This window comes from Kribbella sp. CA-247076 (genome assembly GCF_050942445.1).
Lineage (GTDB): Bacteria > Actinomycetota > Actinomycetes > Propionibacteriales > Kribbellaceae > Kribbella.
The window spans coordinates 3,556,083-3,571,752 of sequence record NZ_CP192051.1; the positions used below are offsets into that span (position 1 = coordinate 3,556,083).

A 15,670-nucleotide genomic window follows, 5' to 3' on the forward strand; every position below is an offset into this window, starting at 1 on the left:
CACACCCGGCTCATCTAGTCCGCCGTACGGCGACCGAGCCAACCGGCCCTGGTCGCGGCTTCGTGGCCTGCGGCAACGATCATCGTGAGTGCGAGCAGGAGGTGCAGCCAGGTGTCGGCCGTGCCCACCGGCACGAGGTCCGCAACGATCGGGGAGCGGTCGAGTTGCCCGTAGAGGACGAGCGCAAGAAGGACCGAACCGGTGACGGCGAGAAACACTTGGCAGTGATGGGCGTTCCCGGCGGTTGCCAGGGCCGCAGCACCTAGCAGGAGATGAACGACGTTGTGCAGCACCGAGACGTGGAACAGGCCGAAGAGCACGCTCTCCGTCCCCAGGCCGCTGAGGCCCTCGACGTTCTGGCCGAGTTGAAGCAGGAAGCCGAAGCCGGCGAGTGCGAGCAGGGCGCCGGCGATCCACAGGGTGATGGCCTGAGCGGCAGTCGGCGGCGACGGTCCACGCGCAGAGTCCATGAGCAACTCCTCACCGGCGGGCGGACCGGCGCCGAGGCAGGGGTGAACCCGGCCGGTAGGGGGTGCCTGCTCCCGGCCGGGTCAGACGTTCGCCGGGAACCCACTCCGACTGTGTCTGATTGTCGACGATAGGACGCAGCGGCAGTCGGCAGAACCGAGGTCGGCGGAACGTCACAGACTCTCAAACGCGGTTCAACATCCGTCACGCCGACCGTCACGCATTCTGCGGCACCGGCTTGACGCATGCCTATATGGGCATATGATTGGGGTATGGCACGAGCTGCGACCACGTCGGATGTTTTCAACGCGATCGCCGAGCCGCAGCGGCGGGAGATTCTCGTTCTGTTGCGGGCGGGGGAGCGGCCGGTGACCGAGGTGGCCCGGGAGTTGCGGATCACGCAGCCGGGGGCGTCCAAGCACCTGCGGGTGCTGCGGGAGGTGGGACTGGTGCGGGACCGCAAGGCCGGCAAGCAGCGCCTCTACGGCTTGGACGCCCGCGGGCTGCGGCCGGTCCACGAGTGGACCGGCGGGTTCGAGGAGTTCTGGAACGAGAGCTTCGACCGGTTGGACGCCTACGTGCAGGACCTGAAACAGACGCGACAGGAGGACTGAGTGATGGCAGGGGTCAGGCAGGAAACGGGGACGGCGAGGACCGATCGGGAGATCGTGGTCGCCCGGTCGATCGACGCCCCGCGTGAGCTGGTGTTCGAGGCGTTCACCGAGGTTCGGCACCTGTCGCGGTGGTGGGGACCGGACGGGTTCACCACGACCACGCGGTCGTTCGAGTTCCGCGTGGGCGGGGCTTGGGACTTCGTGATGCATGGACCGGACGGGACCGACTACTCCGAGTGGATCACCTGGACCGAGATCGCTCCGCCGGAGCGGATCACACTGCTGCACGGTGAGTCTCGCGATGACCCGAACACCTTCGAGTCGTTCCTCACGTTCGAGTACGACGGTACGGCGACCCGGATCGAGATGCGCACGGTGTTCCCGACCAAGGCGCAGCGCGACGAGGCGGTCGAGAAGTACCACGCGGTGGAGGCCGGCCTGCAGACCTTGGGCAACCTGGCCGCGTTCGTCACCGGACTGTCCGGAAGGGAGGTCGACGACTGATGGCCGGGAAGGTGTTCTTCGGCGTGGCGATGTCGCTCGACGGGTTCATCGCGCCGGATCCGGTGCCCATCGAGCATCTCTTCGGGCCCAAGAGGAAGCAGGACGACCCGGGGGTACGTCGCTGGATGGCGCAGTGGGCGGAACTGCAGCAAGCGGTCCTCCCGCAGCGGTTCTTCCGGGAGAACCTGAAGCTCGGCGAGGGCGGCGAGGAAGGACTCGACAACGACATCGCCCGGGCAACGCACGAGCGCATCGGCGCGAACGTCATGGGCAAGCGGATGTTCGAGGGCGGCAAGTTGGCGTGGCCGGAGGAGGCGCCGTTCCACACCCCGGTCTTCGTGGTGACGCACGAGAAGCGCGACCCGTGGGAGCGGCCGGGTGGAACCACTTTCCACTTCGTCAACGACGGGATCGAAGCCGCGCTCGAGCAGGCCAGACACGCCGCCGGCGATCGCGACGTGCGCATCTCTGGTGGCGCGGAGACGATCATCCAGTACGTGAACGCCGGCCTGGTCGACGAGTTCACGGTCACGCTGTCTCCCGTGCTCTTCGGCTCCGGAACCCGCCTGTTCGAGGGCGTGGACGCAGCCCGAGTGGCCCTGCAGCAAGTACGAGCGGAGCCTTCGCCGAGGGTGACCCACCTGACGTACACCCTCCGGCAGCGGTAGGCACCCGACACGCCCCGGGTAGTCCTTGATGACGGGTTCGTGACCTGATTGCGGACGATGATCTTCCCCATTCTGTGAACCACCAAAGGCCGAGGCAGGCAGGAGTTCTCCGCGGGTTGTCGGATTTGGGGTGGTGGGTTCGTGGATAGGGCAGATGGACCGGAGGCGGTCCCGGACTCAGGGAGATTGATGATGGACGAGCAGGGCAGGCGGGCGGATCGAGGGTTTCGGTTTGGGGTTGTGACGCCGATCGGTTCCGACCTGGCGACGTGGCGGGATCGGGTGCGCCGCATCGCCGACAGTGGTTACGCGACGTTGCTGATGCCCGATGTTCCTACGTGGCAGCCGGCGCTCGGCCCGACACTGGCGACCGCGGCCGCGCTGGCCGATCTGCGGGTCGGCTCGTGGGTCTATGCCGCGGCGCTGCGCGAGCCGTGGAGTACTGCGTGGGAGGCCCACTCGCTCTCAGTACTCACGGAAGGCCGCTTCGAAATGGGCATCGGCGCCGGCCGGCCCGGGATCGAGGTCGAGCTGGGGCTGCCTGCCGTCTCGCTGACCGAGCGTCGTACCAGGATGCGCGAGACCGTGACCGCCCTGCGCGAGTTCGATGGGCCCGATTTGCACACGCCGGTGATCATGGCGGTGAGCGGACCGAAGTCGCAGGCGCTGGCGCTCGAGGTGGCCGACGGAGTCACGTTCGTGCTCCCACCGGATGATGATCGGGTCGAGACCACGAAGCGGGTCCGCGACCTTCCTGGGAACCTCGAGCTCGGCCAGCACGTCGCCGTCGTCGGTGACCGTGTCGCGCCGTTCATGGCACCGCCCGACCTCGACACCGCGGCGCTTCATGCGGCCGACTCGCTCGTCGTACTGCCGAGCGACCCCGCGGCTGCCGCCGAGGAGATCCAGCGACGTCGCGAGGAGATCGGCTTCTCCTACTTCGTCATCGGCGCCGACTTCGCCGACACACTCGCGCCGGTGGTGGCCGAGCTGGCCGGTCAGTAGGTACAGCTCGGGACCGGCAGGCCTGATGTGCCGGCGCACGGGTACCAGAACAAGACTGGTTCCGCCAGGATTGGTGATCAATGCATGGTGTCGGTGAGAGGAGAGATCGGGTGCCCAGGACGAGTACGTCGACCGCCTTCGGGATCGATATCGGCGGTAGCGGGATCAAGGGCGCCGTCGTCGACCTGGAGAAGGGCGACCTGGCCACCGAGCGGGTGAAGTACCTGACGCCCAGCCCGTCCACGCCGGCGGCCGTCGCCGCGGTCGTGGCCCGGTTGGTCAAGGAGGCCGGGTGGACCGCTGAGCTGGGTGTGACGTTCCCGGCCGTCATCAAGAACGGGGTGGCGAGGAGCGCCGCGAACGTCGACAAGAGCTGGATCGGGACCGACGTCGACAAGGTGCTCACCGACAGCACGCACTGCGACGTGACCGTGCTCAACGATGCCGACGCGGCCGGTATCGCCGAGGCCCGGTTCGGCGCGGCCAGGGGCGTCGACGGCGTGGTCATCCTGCTCACCTTCGGCACCGGTATCGGCAGCGCGTTCCTGCTCGACGGCCAGCTCGTGCCCAACACCGAGCTCGGTCACCTCGAGCTGGACGGGCACGACGCGGAGACCAAGGCCTCGTCGGCGGCGAAGGACAACGAGGGCCTGTCGTACAAACACTGGGCCAAGCGGGTGCAGCGATACCTTCGGCACGTGGAGAACCTGTTCACCCCCGACCTCTTCGTGGTCGGCGGCGGAGTCAGCAAGCACGCCGACAAGTGGGTGCCGCTGCTCGAGATCTCCACCCCGGTGAAGCCGGCTCAGTTGCTCAACAACGCCGGCATCGTCGGCGCGGCGATGGCCGCGCACGAGAAGTTCACCCAGTAGGACGGCTACGACTCGGCGGACTGCTTGATGGCGGTGGCCTCTGACTCGGTGTACTGCTTGGTCAGGGAGCGGCTGAAGAGCCAGCCGATGGGGGCCAGCGGGCCGGAGACCGATACGGCGAGGATCAGGCGGCTCCCGTCGGCGTGCGGTTCGACGGTCTGGGTGGTGGTGACCGTCACGCCGGGAGAGGTGGACTTCCAGGTGTACGACGAACCCTCGGTCAGCTCGGTGACGGTCCACACCCCTGTGGGCAGCTTGGGCTGTGACAGCCGGGTCTGTGAGCCGACGGCCAGTGGGCCGGGGTCGAGGCGCTCCACGGCGTCGACCGTCGGGATCCGTTCGGGCCAGCGCTCCACGTCGACGAGCACCGCCCAGACTCGCTCAGGCGGTGCTGCGATGGTCACACTGTGCTGCAGGCCAGGCATGCGCTGAGTGTACGACGGCCAACCGGCAACCGAGTCCACGCGAGCAGCAGGCAGCGCGCCGGCGGGAAGGGTCAGGGGTGGCCTAGTTGGCTGGTGGTTCGTTCTACGAGGATGCTGGTGGCGTAGCGGGTGGTGCCTGGGGGTTCCACGTCGGTCCACGCGCCGGTGTACTTCTTGGCGATGGTTTGTTCGAGGGCGAAGTCCGGGTCGGGCGTCAGGTCGTCGATGCGGCCGCGGAGTTCGAGATAGTACGTCGGCTGGGCCGGGTCGACGACGGTGAGGGAGATCCGGGGGTCGCGGCGGAGGTTGCGGAGTTTCTGGCGGCCTTCGACCAGGCTGATGCGGACCCGGTCGCCGTCCCAGTAGAACCACAGTGGAGTGACCTGGGGTTCGCCGCGCTTGCCGATGGTGCCGACGAAGGCGATCGCCTTCGAGGACAGCAGGTCGTGAAACCTGTCCGGGATCTCCACACTCGCCTCCTGTACCTGCGCTCAGAGCACAGAGGTTATCCGGAGCGGAGGCCCACGAGCCCGGCGCCGGCGACAGCACGAGCAGGGGTGGGACCATGAGGCCGTGCGGCTGACTTGGCGGCGTGGGGCGGTGGTGGCGGGCTGTGCGGCAGTTCTCGTGCTGCCCCTGTCCGGGGCCAGGGTCATGCCGCCGGAGGTGATCTACCACAACGGCGTCGTGATCACCATGGACGACGGCCGGCCGCGAGCCGAGGCGGTGGCAGTCCGTGAGGGCCGGATCTTGGCCGTCGGCCGTGATGACGACGTGCTGGGTCTTCGCGGACGAAGCACCCGGATGGTCGACCTCGACGGGCGGGTGGTGCTGCCGGGGTTCGTCGATTCGCATGCTCACTGGATCGGCGACGGAGGCATGGTCGGGTACAACGCCCAGTTGGCCGTCGACGCGGCGTTGAGCCGGGGCTGGACGAGCATCACCGAGCAGTACGTCGACCGCGAGCGGCTGGCGGACCTGCGGGAGCTCGACGCGACCGGCGTACTGCGGCTGCGGGTCAACGCCTACCTGCCGATCAACTTCGAGGACGAGAAGTTCGGTCAGTGGTTCCGGGAATTCGAGCCGCATCAGGAGTTCAGCGCGCGTCTGCGGCTGGCCGGGATCAAGGTGTTCCTCGATCACGACTGGGGCACCTGGTTCCACTGGCGGCAGGGCGAGCTGGACGCGTACGTGCTCGCTGCCCACCGGGCCGGCTGGCAGGTGTCCGCGCACGCGATCAGCGCCGGGGCGCACGACCAGTACCTGTCCGCCGTGGCCCGCGCGCAGGCGGCGGATCCCAACCCGGACGCCCGTCACCGCGTCGAGCATGTCGTTCAGTTGCGGGACGATCAGCTCAGCCGGATGAGGGAGCTCGGGGTGATCGCGTCCATCCAGCCCGGGATGCCGGGTGATCTGGCGGCGGAGGCGGGCTTCCCGGAGCTGGTGGCGCGCGGCGAGACCCGGTGGATCACCCGGTGGCGGGACCTGGTGGACAGCGGCGTACGCACGATCGGCAGCACGGACACGCCGTGGCTGGTGCTTGCGGTGGGCAACCAGATGCCGCACGGATCACCGCTCGAGGCGATCCACCAGGCGATGACCCGGCAAAGTCCCCAGGCCAGGCCTCCGGAGGCCTGGCAGCTGGCGCAGCGCCTGACCGTCGAGCAGGCGTTGCGGTTGTTCACCGTCGACGCCGCGTACGGGACGTTCGAAGAGGACGTCAAAGGCAGCCTCGAGCGCGGCAAGTACGCCGACCTCGTGATCCTCTCGGACGACCCGACCACGGTGGCCGTGGACGCACTCCCGACCATCGAGGTGGGAGCCACGATCGTCGGCGGGCGGGCGGAGTACTGCGCCGACGCTGCCTTGTGCTGACGTCACAAACCAGGTCGCCTGCTCTGTCTTGGCTTTAGGGCTGATCGTCGACCGAGGAGATCGTGATGAGGGACAGGGGCGCGGGTGAGCGTGCAGGGGACGTGCTCCCGTGAGTTGGCAGCTGAGAGGTGCGTGCGTGGGCGAGGACCCCGAGTTGTTCTTCCCGATCGGGACGACCGGGCCGGCGCTGCTGCAGGCCGAGGAGGCCAAGAAGGTCTGCCGGCGGTGTGAGGTCATCGACGACTGTCTGGACTGGGCCCTGCGGACCGGTCAGGACGCCGGTGTCTGGGGTGGGATGTCCGAGCTCGAGCGGCGCGAGCTGAAGCGCCGCGACCGGCGGCCTCGCCCGGTCGGCATCGCGACCCTCCGCCTCGAGGAGGACGACCGCACGTAGTCGGACCCACCCTTGTGTCGAAACGGGGTATGCACCGATCGTCAGTACACGAGGAGGTGTGCTGATGGACGATGACGTCAAGCGCGCGGCGCAGCGGGCGTTGGCGGAGCGGGTGGTGGGTGGCGAGGGTACGGCGTCCGCGGAGTTGCGAGCGGGGGCGTTCCACGACGAGGGGCTCCCGCCGCCGTTGGACGAGTTGGTCGGTAAGGTCACCCGGACTCCGGTGCGGGTGACGGAGGCGGACTACGCCGCGGCGAAGGCGGCCGGGTACAGCGAGGATCAACTGTTCGAGTTGGTGGTGTGTGCCGCGGTCGGGCAGTCCACGCGGCTGTACGACGCCGGCCTGGCGGCGCTGGCCGAGGCGACCGCCGAGGGGAGGGTGGATCGTGCGACTTGAGGTGCTCGACCACGGTTACAGCCGGGGAACGAAGCTGCTGTTCAGGGTGATCCGGCTGTTCTCCGGCCACCCGGTTCCGGACGCCGCCCGGCTGGTCTTCTACCGGCCGGACTTCTACGGTTCGCGCGCCAAGACGTTCACCCACGAGGCGATGCGTGGGCCGTCGGCCTGGTCGGTGGGGGACCGGGAGCTGATGGCGGCGTACGTCGCCTCGGTGAACGAGTCCGCGTTCTGCATCGGCGCGCACTCGGCGACCGCGAGCTTGTCCTACCAGGACGCGCCGCGGGTCGACGCGGTGCTCGCCGACGTGGACACCGCGCCGATCGACGAGCGACTGCGGGCGACACTGCGGATGCTCGGCAAGCTGACCCGGGAGGGCACGGTCAGCGCCGAGGACATGCGTGCAGTGCTGGCAACCGGGGTGTCACCGCAGCAGATCGAGGACGCCCTAGCGGTCTGCGCCGTATTCAACACCACAGCCCGGCTCGCCGACGCGTTCGGCTTCGAACTGCTCGATCACGAGGGCTACGAGGCCGGAGCGAAGTACCTCCTGAAGCGGGGGTACCGCTGACTCTCACTCCAGGGCGCTGCCGCTGACGATGCCGAGCGCGAGCCCGCCGACGATGAGCAGGCTGGCCAGGATCAGGCGTTCGCGGAAGACGGTGACGATGCCGAGGACGGCCATCGCCAGGGCGACGAGGACCAGCACGGTTGGAAGCTGCACCGCCGCACTTTAAGCCGCCTGAGGCCGCAGATGCGGTCCTCTCACAACTCTCTAACGAACTGTCAGAGCAGCACGGCTGTAGCAGCAACCGCGATGGCCACCTGAGCGGTCACCGAGGCGATCCGCAGCGGTCGGCGGGCCGACGCGATCCACGGCAGCCTGTCCCAGATCATTCCGCCGAGGAGTACGGCGGCCGCCGTCAACGCCAGCCCGACCAGCCAGAGGGGCCACGGTACGACGTTCCAGTCCACGAGCGCCCGGGCCAGGACGAGGAGAGTGACGTCCGTGGTCAGCACGGTCAGGATTTCCCCGCGGTCGCGCACGCCGCCCCGTTGACCGGCCGCTCGTCGGGTTCTGGCCAGTTGCACTGTGGTCGCGCCGATCAGGAAGAGGACGACCGCGATCAGGATCCAGGCGACCATCACGCCTCCCGGAGCAGGTCGGCACCGAGGTCGTCGACGTCCGACGCGACGTCGGACAGCACGACGACGGCCCGGCCGCGGTCGCGGTCCAGCGCGAGGAACGACCGGTAGCCGCCGGTGCCGCCGTTGTGCCAGACCATCGACCGCTCGGTCTCCGGCAGCGGGCTCGTGATCCAGTGCAGCCCGATCCGGTCCTCGCCGTCGTACTCGTGCCGTGGCTCGAGCGCGGTCGCCAGCGGACCGGGTGTTTCAAGCAGCCGTTGCGCGAGCGCGGCGAGGTCGGCGGCCGTGGACACGGCGCCTCCGGCCGGTGCATAACCACCTGCCAGCCACGGATCCTCCTGGCGACCGCCGGTGCTGTACCCCTTCGGCGCTGCTTGCGCCTCAGTCGAGGGGAGCCGCGTGGCGGTCATCCCGGAGGGCCGCAGCAGCCGTTCGGTAAGCAGCGCGTCGTACTCCGTCTCCGCGGCTTTCGCCAACGCCTGTCCGAGCAGCGCTCCGCCGAGATTCGAGTACTGCGCCTCGCCGCGGCCGTCGACGTCCGCCGAGTGGGCATGGTCGAGCAGTTCCTCGACGGTGTACGGATACGGGTCCGCGCCGGTGAATCGGGCCAGCAGACCGCGGGCCTGGGGGAGGACCGAAGGTGCAAGCCGGGGGAGTCCGGAGCGATGTGAGGCCAGCTCCTCGAGGGTGACTTGTCCGACGGGTGCCTCCCCGAGGGGCAGCAACTGGCCGACCGGCTGATCGAGGCGGACCTCGCGCCGTTGGACCGAGTCGGCGAGCAGCAGACCGGTGAAGGCCTTCGAGATCGAGCCGATCTCGAACACGTCGTGCTCGTCGGTGCCGAAGCCGGCGAACCGCGTCCCGTCGCGGTCGACCAGCGCGACCGCGAGCCGGTGCCGCGGGCCGTCGTACAGTCGGTCGATCGTTTGACGCAGCTGCTCGTCGCCGGTCGACGGCCGGTCCGGCTCGGGCACCGTGGGGCGGACGAGGAACCCGGCCACGAGCACGGCCAGCGCGAGCACGACGGACACCACGCGGGCCGGAGTCGTCCAGGTCCGCGCCGGCGGCCGGCCGGAATCACTCATCGAGGTCCGCCCAGGACTGCAGCGGCATGGGACAGGTCGGGCTGGAGCGGGCGTCGTGCAGGTCGTAGGCGACCAGGGGACAGCGGGTGCAGTAGAGCAGACCGGTCTCGGGATCGGCGACGAGGTCGTGGCCGGCGGAGACGGTCGACGCCGGGCAGGTGGTGGACTCGATCTCGCGGCGGGTGGCGAAGTGGGCGCCGCAGGTCAGGCAGACCGGCACCTCGGTTGCGGGACCCTGGGGAGTCATCCGGGACAGGTTGGCCACCTGGTGGCCGTTGATCTCGGCGAAGAAGTCGGTCACGGCTCCCTTTCCCCACGAAGGCTGCACTACTCCTTCGGTGCCCCACGCAAGGATTTCTACGCGTCGCCGGGCTCCGGTACGTCGTCGCGCAGCCGCAGGACGCGGTGGAGCATGGTCAGCCGGAGCGTCGACTCGAGCTGGGCGCGGGGCCGGGCCAGCGTCAGCCGGCCGCCGGTCTGCTCGAGCAGTTTGTGCAGGCGGACGAACGCTCCCAGGCCGCTGGAGTCGCAGAAGGCGAGCTCCGCCAGATCCAGGACGACCGGCCGGCCGGACTCCGCCAGCGGCTGGGTGACCTCGAGGAAGCGGGCGCTGGTGCCGAAGTCCAGCTCGCCGGAGACGGCGACCACGACGTCCTTCCCGCGGTCCTGGACGTCGAGGGACAGCAGGTCGTCACTCACCGCCGCGACCCCGCAGTCTCCGGGTGTCGATCAGCTCCTGGGCGACGTCGCGCAGCTTGAGGTTGTGCTCCTGCGAGTACCGCTTGAGGATCTCGAAGGCCCGCGGCTCGTCGAGGTCGAAGCGTTCCATCAGGATCCCCATCGCCTGGCCGACGAGTTTGCGCGCGTCCACGGCCGCGGCCATCGTCTCGCCGTCGCGCGCCGACGCGACGGCCACCGAGGCGTGCCGGGCCAGGATGTGCGCGATCGCCTCGTCGTCGGCGGAGAACGCGTGCGGCTCGGTGTTGAACAGCGACAGGACGCCGACGAGTTGCGCACCGGCGTACATCGGCACGTGCAGGGCGGATCCGAATCGCTCCGACGGCAGTCGCTGCGCCCACAGAGGCCAGCGGGTCTCACTGGCGACCTCCGGGACCCGGACGACGACTCCCTCGGTCAGCGCGGTCAGCATCGGGCCTTCGCCGAGGTCGAACTGCAGCTCGTACAGCTTGGTCACCAGTGGGGCCGTCACCGCGGCGACCTCGTGGCTGCCGCGCACCGCGAGCACCGCGCCGGCGTAGGAACACGCCTCCGCCTGCAGGGCGAACTGCACGACGGTGTCTACCGTCTCCTCCACACCGCCGGCGTGGTGGAGCTCCACGGCCAGCCGCGCGAACGCGTCCGCTCCCAGCGCGGGTGGCCGATTCACGACGGGACTCCCGGCAGCGGAGGTCCGACCTGGCTGATCCATGGCCCATATCCTGCCTTGCCGGGCCGGTCGCTCAGCCAATCGGTCACTCCGTCCTCGGGATGTTCGGGCGGTCGGTGGGAGGTGATTGCGGGCCCGCTCCCCCTGTCCACTCCGAAGAGCGGCGGGCCCGCAATCGACTGTGGGGGGATCAGGCGATCCGGCGGGCGGCGCGCAACTCGTCCTCGACGGAGTGCGGCTCGACGATCAGCCGGCGCAGGGCGCTGTCGTGATGGCGCATGGAAGCCTCGCAGATCGGAAGATCCGGCGCCCGGCTGTCTGAGGCTGGACCACTATGGCCGGTCGGCCGCGAGAAGTTCAAGCCCTTCGCCGGAATGTGGTCTGGTCTGGACTGCGGTGCCGGGTGGTGGTACCCAGGAATCGGTGAGGGAAGTTCATGACCGATCAGCGCAGGTTGTGGAGTGTCGGGGAGGCGCCGCCGCGACGTGAGTCCGGGCCGGTGCGGCTCGCGGACGAGCTGTCGGAGCTGGCCTGCGGTCTCCACCACGCCGAGACGCCGGAGGACGTGCTGCGCGAGGCCGTGCAGGCCGCGATGGACCTCGTTCCCGGCGCCCAGGCGGGCTCGGTGACGGCGTTGATCGGCGACCGGCGGGTCGAGCACAAGGCGGAGTCGGGCGCCCTGCCCGCGCGCGTCGACCAGGTGATGTCGCAGTACGGCGAAGGGCCGTGCCTGGACGCCTTGCGCGAACGCCGGATCGTCCGGGTGGACGACATGCGCCACGAGACGCGCTGGCCGGAGTTCGCGCCGCGAGCGGCCGGACTGGGCGCGTTGAGCATGCTGGCGATCCCGATGTTCATGAAGGACGACGTCTTCTGCGCGCTCAACCTGTACGCCGGCGAGTCGCGCGCGTTCACCGACGAGGCCGAGAACGTCGCCCGGCTGCTGGCCGCGCACGCGTCGGTCGCTTACTCGGGCGCCCAGCGGGAGGAGAACCTGCTCGCCGCGATCGAGACCCGGGACCTGATCGGCCAGGCAGTCGGCCTGCTGATGGAGCGGTACTCGATCAGCTCGGGCCGGTCCTTCGACACGCTGGTCCGGTTCAGCCGGCAGTCCAACCGGAAACTGCGCGACGTCGCCGCCGAGCTCATCCGCGACGCGGAAGCGGGCTGCAGGAAGTAGGTCCGGAGGCCGCGTCGGAGGGAGGCGCGCACCGGGGCGGGCGGTCGGAGGCCGGCCACACGTACGGCAGGTCCGGCGGCTCGTCGAAGTACTGTGCGTAGTACGCCGGGTCCTTGCGCAACAGGGCCGATCGGTGACTGCGGTGGAACGACGGTTCCCCGAGCCACGGCGGCAGCTCGCCGTCGCGGGCGAGCTCGTCCTGGGTCCGGGGCCGGCTGATGCCGCAGGCCGTGGCCAGCTCGGTGACCAGGCTGGCCTCGCAGGTGTCGGGCCGCCCGCTCGCGGTCCAGGCCGCGCAGACGTCGACGCCGTACCGGACGAGGGCCTCCTCGTAGCCGGCCCACATCTTCACCGCCGGATGGTGCCGCCAGCCGTAGCCGGGAACGACGAGCCCGCGGAGGATCTGCAGCGCCTCGACCCGCTGCTTCCCGAGCCGTCGCGGGTCCAGGATCCGCGCGGTCTCGCCGAAACCGGGCACCGGCAGGAAGGATTGCACGCCGTCGCGGTACCCAGCGATCGCGCGACGAACTCAGCCCGGCGGCTGGTGGCCGACCCGCCGGGTGGCGATGAGTTGTTCGACGACGTTCTGGAGCTTCAGCCCCTGCTCCTCGGCGTAGCGGCGGAGTACGGCGAACGCCTGGTCGGAGTCGAGGTCGTGGCGCTCCATCAGGATCCCCATCGCCTGGCCGACCAGCTTGCGGGCGTCGACCCGGTCCGACATGTCCTCGCGCCGCTGGGCGGTGGCGACCGCGACCGCGGCGTGCCGGGCGAGGACGTGGGCGATCGCGAGATCGTCGTCGCTGAAGGCGTTGCCGGCCTGCTTGTACAGGCTGAGCGCACCGAGTGGGCTAGTGCCCGCCCGGAGCGGTATGTGGACGACGCTGCCGAGGCCGAGCGCCACTGCGCGCCGGCTCCACGCCGGCCAGCGGGTCTCCGCGGCCGCGCTCGGGATGTGGAGGACGACGTTCTGCTGGATGGCGGCGATCACCGGCCCGTCACCGTGCTCGATCTGCGCGGCGTACAGCGCACCTGGGACCTCGCTGCTCACCGTCCCGATCGTGATGACGCCGTCGGCGTCCTGCAGGGCGACACCGGCATGACTGCAGCCGATCGCCGGGACCGCGAACTGCACGACCGCTTCGACGGTTTCCGTGGCGGAGGACGAGTCGTGCAGGCGGACCGCGAAGTCGGCGAATGCCTGGGCATGTGCGTCCGCGCGCGGGCGCACCATGGATTGGGTCATGAGAAGGGCCTCGGATCAGGCGCGATTATCGGCCAACCGATGCCCGCGTCGGGGTCATGATGCATGCACCCGCCACGTCTTGACAGGATCTCCACCATACCTCGCCCGCCCGGGAACGGCTGCTGTTCGGCTCCCCGGACCTGAATCGTTACCGCGGCGACCGCAGCCCGAGGACAGAGGTGACCACGGTGTGGATTGGGGTACTGCGGTGGCATGCGACTTCGCCGTAGCCATCCCGACAAGCCGGGATACTCCCGCCGGCGCCGCGGCCGCGGCTTCAGCTACCACGACACCGACGGCACGGTGATCCGGGACACCGACGTGCTCGAGCGGATCCGGACCCTGGCGATCCCGCCGGCCTGGACCGACGTGTGGATCTGCCCGTACCCGAACGGCCACATCCAGGCGATCGGCACCGACCAGGCGGGCCGGCGGCAGTACCTGTACCACGACGACTGGCGGACGGCGCAGGACGCGGACAAGCACGACCGCGTCCGCCAGCTCGCCCGCAAGCTGCCGGCCTTCCGGGAGGCGGTCGACGCCGACCTGTGTTCGAAGGGCCTGGACCGGCAGCGGGTGCTGGCCGTCGCGTTGCGGATGCTCGACTACGGCGTCTTCCGGACCGGGAACACGCAGTACGCCGAGGAGTACGGCAGCCGCGGCGCGGCCACGTTGCTGCGCGACGACGTCCGGGTCAGCAAGGACAAGGTCGTCTTCGACTTCGTCGCCAAGGGCGGGCAGCAGCGCACGCTCGAGCTCGACGACGACCGGCTCGCGATCGCGGTCCGGTCACTGAAACGCGGAAAGCACAAGAACCCGCGGCTGCTGGTCTACCGGGACGACTCCGGCTACCACGAGATCGACGCCACCATGGTGAACGAGCGCTTCCACGAGCTGGTCGGCGACGACTACACGGTCAAGGACCTGCGGACCTGGACGGCCACCGTGTACGCCGCCGTGGAGCTGGCGGAGGCGGATCCGCCGACCACGAAGAAGGCCCTGAACGCGGCGGTCAAGGACATGCTCGAGGAGGTGTCCGACCACCTCGGCAACACGCCGACCGTCGCGCGGGCGTCGTACGTCGATCCGCGGGTCGTCGACCAGTACGAGCGCGGGCGCACGATCTCCGACGCCGTCGACAAGGTCGGCACCGACCTGGACGACGACGAGACCCGCGCCGTCCTGGAACGATCCGTCAACCGGCTCCTGGACCAGGACAAGAGAGAGTAGGGATCGATGCGGACCGTGGTGATCACCGGCGCCGGCAGCGGGGTCGGCGCGGCGACGACAGTACGGCTGGACCGGGAGGGCTGGCGGGTGTTCGCGGGCGTGCACTCGCAGCACGAGGCACAAGTGCTCGACCGGCAGACGTCCGCCGACGTGACGGTCCACCAGCTCGACGTGACGAGTCCGGACTCGGTCAAGGCGTTCGCCGGCGAGGTCGACCTCGCGCTCGGTGGCGACGGCCTGCATGCGCTGGTGGACAACGCGGGGAAGGGGTACCTCGGCCCGCTGGAGACGCTGCCGCTGGAGAACCTGCGGGACCAGTTCGAGGTCAATGTGATCGGGCAGGTCGCGGTCACCCAGCAGTTCCTGCCGATGATGCGGCGCGGCGACGGATCGCGGGTAGTCCTGGTCGGGTCGGTCGCCGGCCGGGTGGCAGCCGGATTCGCCGGCGCCTATTTCGCCTCGAAGTACGCGCTCGAGGCGATCGCGGACGCCTGGCGGCAGGAGCTGACACCGGACGGGATCGACGTGGTGATCGTCGAGCCGGGTCCGCTGGCGACGCCGATCTGGGCGAAGGCCGCCAAGACCCTGGACTCCCTGCCGCCCAACGACCTCTACCGCGAGCGCCTCGACGCGGTCCGGAGCCGGGTCGCGCGGCGGGGCAAGGAGAGCGCCGGCCCCGAGGAGGCCGTCGAGCTGATCGTGCGCGCGGTATCGGCGCCGCGGCCGCACACCCGGTACGCCAACGGGATCGCGGCCAAGGCCCTTCCGTTGGTCCGCCAACTCATCCCGGACCGCATCTTCGACCGCATGGCCCTCCGGATCCTCACGCAGCCACCCAAGCAGTCCTGAGCACGCCGCGGGGTGGGGCGCGGGACCGGTGGGTACCGGGGGGCAGAGGCAACGATCAGTGATTGGAGCAGCTGATGCCGGAGACGACGCGCCGTAACAGTGGGCACGAGTGGACCGAGAACGAGATCGCCGAACTGCGGGAGTTGGCCGGAGGCAACACCCCCGTCGGCGTGATGAGCGTCAAGCTCGGCCGGACCGAGGACGCGATCAGGTCGAAGGCACAGTCCGAAGGGATCTCGCTCTCGCCGCCGAACCGGTCGCCGTACGGCGACATGAGCTGACCACCGCCGATCGTGCAAACGGGTGATTAACCGCGTTTGCGGAG

General features: G+C 69.6%; 24 protein-coding genes. 13 read left to right on the forward strand and 11 right to left on the reverse strand.

Annotated elements, in window-relative coordinates:
• Positions 1–14: 14 nt before the first annotated feature.
• On the reverse strand, positions 15–470 hold the full coding sequence (locus ACQPYZ_RS16835) for a DUF4383 domain-containing protein (RefSeq protein ID WP_433169199.1): 456 nt from the start codon (positions 468–470) through the stop codon (positions 15–17).
• Positions 471–740: 270 nt separating this feature from the next.
• Between ACQPYZ_RS16835 and ACQPYZ_RS16840 the strand changes: the two genes are divergently transcribed.
• The 5 genes from ACQPYZ_RS16840 (at position 741) to ppgK (ending at position 4,131) form a co-directional block, all read left to right on the forward strand.
• On the forward strand, positions 741–1,082 hold the full coding sequence (locus ACQPYZ_RS16840) for an ArsR/SmtB family transcription factor (RefSeq protein WP_433169201.1): 342 nt from the start codon (positions 741–743) through the stop codon (positions 1,080–1,082).
• A gap of 3 nt (positions 1,083–1,085) precedes the next feature.
• Entirely contained in the window at positions 1,086–1,586 is a 501-nt protein-coding gene (locus ACQPYZ_RS16845; RefSeq protein ID WP_433169203.1) for an SRPBCC family protein, read from the forward strand.
• The gene (locus ACQPYZ_RS16850; RefSeq protein WP_433169205.1) at positions 1,586–2,254 is read left to right on the forward strand and encodes a dihydrofolate reductase family protein; all 669 of its coding nucleotides are present in this window, start codon (positions 1,586–1,588) and stop codon (positions 2,252–2,254) included. Before ACQPYZ_RS16845 ends, ACQPYZ_RS16850 begins: the two co-directional genes overlap by 1 nt.
• A gap of 240 nt (positions 2,255–2,494) precedes the next feature.
• Complete coding sequence (locus ACQPYZ_RS16855) at positions 2,495–3,259, forward strand: LLM class flavin-dependent oxidoreductase (protein ID WP_433169207.1); 765 nt, start codon at positions 2,495–2,497, stop codon at positions 3,257–3,259.
• A 110-nt stretch (positions 3,260–3,369) separates the two neighbouring features.
• Positions 3,370–4,131: a polyphosphate--glucose phosphotransferase gene (gene ppgK / locus ACQPYZ_RS16860; RefSeq protein WP_433169209.1), complete on the forward strand. Its 762-nt coding sequence runs from the start codon at positions 3,370–3,372 to the stop codon at positions 4,129–4,131.
• Between the two features lie 5 nt (positions 4,132–4,136).
• Here ppgK and ACQPYZ_RS16865 read toward each other — a convergent pair whose 3' ends face one another.
• Together ACQPYZ_RS16865 and ACQPYZ_RS16870 are read right to left on the reverse strand one after the other, a co-directional pair.
• Positions 4,137–4,556 (reverse strand): SRPBCC family protein, encoded by a 420-nt coding sequence (locus ACQPYZ_RS16865; protein ID WP_433169211.1) that lies wholly within the window; start codon positions 4,554–4,556, stop codon positions 4,137–4,139.
• 71 nt (positions 4,557–4,627) lie between these two features.
• Complete coding sequence (locus ACQPYZ_RS16870; protein WP_433169213.1) at positions 4,628–5,026, reverse strand: PPOX class F420-dependent oxidoreductase; 399 nt, start codon at positions 5,024–5,026, stop codon at positions 4,628–4,630.
• 103 nt (positions 5,027–5,129) lie between these two features.
• Here ACQPYZ_RS16870 and ACQPYZ_RS16875 point away from each other — a divergent pair, with 103 nt between their 5' ends.
• From ACQPYZ_RS16875 to ACQPYZ_RS16890, 4 genes are all read left to right on the forward strand, one after another.
• Positions 5,130–6,431: an amidohydrolase gene (locus ACQPYZ_RS16875; protein ID WP_433169215.1), complete on the forward strand. Its 1,302-nt coding sequence runs from the start codon at positions 5,130–5,132 to the stop codon at positions 6,429–6,431.
• A gap of 109 nt (positions 6,432–6,540) precedes the next feature.
• Positions 6,541–6,825: a WhiB family transcriptional regulator gene (locus ACQPYZ_RS16880; protein ID WP_433169217.1), complete on the forward strand. Its 285-nt coding sequence runs from the start codon at positions 6,541–6,543 to the stop codon at positions 6,823–6,825.
• Between the two features lie 64 nt (positions 6,826–6,889).
• Positions 6,890–7,222, forward strand: coding sequence for a hypothetical protein (locus tag ACQPYZ_RS16885; RefSeq protein WP_433169218.1), 333 nt, complete (start codon positions 6,890–6,892; stop codon positions 7,220–7,222).
• Complete coding sequence (locus ACQPYZ_RS16890; protein WP_433169220.1) at positions 7,212–7,793, forward strand: carboxymuconolactone decarboxylase family protein; 582 nt, start codon at positions 7,212–7,214, stop codon at positions 7,791–7,793. The genes ACQPYZ_RS16885 and ACQPYZ_RS16890 overlap by 11 nt, the downstream gene beginning before the upstream one ends.
• A 3-nt stretch (positions 7,794–7,796) precedes the next feature.
• Here ACQPYZ_RS16890 and ACQPYZ_RS16895 read toward each other — a convergent pair whose 3' ends face one another.
• The 6 genes from ACQPYZ_RS16895 to ACQPYZ_RS16920 form a co-directional block, all read right to left on the reverse strand.
• Positions 7,797–7,946 carry a hypothetical protein gene (locus ACQPYZ_RS16895; protein ID WP_433169222.1) on the reverse strand — a complete coding sequence of 50 codons (150 nt, stop codon included), beginning with the start codon at positions 7,944–7,946 and terminating at the stop codon, positions 7,797–7,799.
• Positions 7,947–8,008: 62 nt separating this feature from the next.
• Positions 8,009–8,368, reverse strand: coding sequence for a hypothetical protein (locus ACQPYZ_RS16900; RefSeq protein WP_433169224.1), 360 nt, complete (start codon positions 8,366–8,368; stop codon positions 8,009–8,011).
• A complete protein-coding gene (locus ACQPYZ_RS16905; protein ID WP_433169226.1) occupies positions 8,368–9,456 on the reverse strand; it encodes a serine hydrolase domain-containing protein in 1,089 nt (362 codons plus the stop codon). The genes ACQPYZ_RS16900 and ACQPYZ_RS16905 overlap by 1 nt, the downstream gene beginning before the upstream one ends.
• A complete protein-coding gene (locus ACQPYZ_RS16910) occupies positions 9,449–9,757 on the reverse strand; it encodes a hypothetical protein (protein WP_433169228.1) in 309 nt (102 codons plus the stop codon). Before ACQPYZ_RS16910 ends, ACQPYZ_RS16905 begins: the two co-directional genes overlap by 8 nt.
• 56 nt (positions 9,758–9,813) lie before the next feature.
• Positions 9,814–10,155: an STAS domain-containing protein gene (locus ACQPYZ_RS16915; RefSeq protein ID WP_433169230.1), complete on the reverse strand. Its 342-nt coding sequence runs from the start codon at positions 10,153–10,155 to the stop codon at positions 9,814–9,816.
• The gene (locus tag ACQPYZ_RS16920) at positions 10,148–10,885 is read right to left on the reverse strand and encodes a GAF and ANTAR domain-containing protein (RefSeq protein WP_433169232.1); all 738 of its coding nucleotides are present in this window, start codon (positions 10,883–10,885) and stop codon (positions 10,148–10,150) included. Before ACQPYZ_RS16920 ends, ACQPYZ_RS16915 begins: the two co-directional genes overlap by 8 nt.
• A gap of 394 nt (positions 10,886–11,279) precedes the next feature.
• Between ACQPYZ_RS16920 and ACQPYZ_RS16925 the strand changes: the two genes are divergently transcribed.
• The gene (locus ACQPYZ_RS16925) at positions 11,280–12,023 is read left to right on the forward strand and encodes a GAF and ANTAR domain-containing protein (protein WP_433169234.1); all 744 of its coding nucleotides are present in this window, start codon (positions 11,280–11,282) and stop codon (positions 12,021–12,023) included.
• Here ACQPYZ_RS16925 and ACQPYZ_RS16930 read toward each other — a convergent pair.
• On the reverse strand, positions 11,989–12,519 hold the full coding sequence (locus tag ACQPYZ_RS16930) for an MSMEG_6728 family protein (protein ID WP_433169236.1): 531 nt from the start codon (positions 12,517–12,519) through the stop codon (positions 11,989–11,991). The two genes, ACQPYZ_RS16925 and ACQPYZ_RS16930, sit on opposite strands and share 35 nt — an antisense overlap.
• Positions 12,520–12,552: 33 nt before the next feature.
• Positions 12,553–13,266 carry a GAF and ANTAR domain-containing protein gene (locus ACQPYZ_RS16935; protein ID WP_433169238.1) on the reverse strand — a complete coding sequence of 238 codons (714 nt, stop codon included), beginning with the start codon at positions 13,264–13,266 and terminating at the stop codon, positions 12,553–12,555.
• A 213-nt stretch (positions 13,267–13,479) separates the two neighbouring features.
• Here ACQPYZ_RS16935 and ACQPYZ_RS16940 point away from each other — a divergent pair, with 213 nt between their 5' ends.
• The 3 genes from ACQPYZ_RS16940 to ACQPYZ_RS16950 all read left to right on the forward strand — a co-directional run bounded on the left by ACQPYZ_RS16940 (position 13,480) and on the right by ACQPYZ_RS16950 (position 15,626).
• Positions 13,480–14,496, forward strand: coding sequence for a DNA topoisomerase IB (locus tag ACQPYZ_RS16940; RefSeq protein ID WP_433169240.1), 1,017 nt, complete (start codon positions 13,480–13,482; stop codon positions 14,494–14,496).
• A gap of 6 nt (positions 14,497–14,502) precedes the next feature.
• Positions 14,503–15,345, forward strand: coding sequence for an SDR family NAD(P)-dependent oxidoreductase (locus ACQPYZ_RS16945; RefSeq protein WP_433169242.1), 843 nt, complete (start codon positions 14,503–14,505; stop codon positions 15,343–15,345).
• A gap of 74 nt (positions 15,346–15,419) precedes the next feature.
• Complete coding sequence (locus ACQPYZ_RS16950; RefSeq protein WP_433169244.1) at positions 15,420–15,626, forward strand: hypothetical protein; 207 nt, start codon at positions 15,420–15,422, stop codon at positions 15,624–15,626.
• The last annotated feature ends 44 nt before the right edge of the window (positions 15,627–15,670 follow it).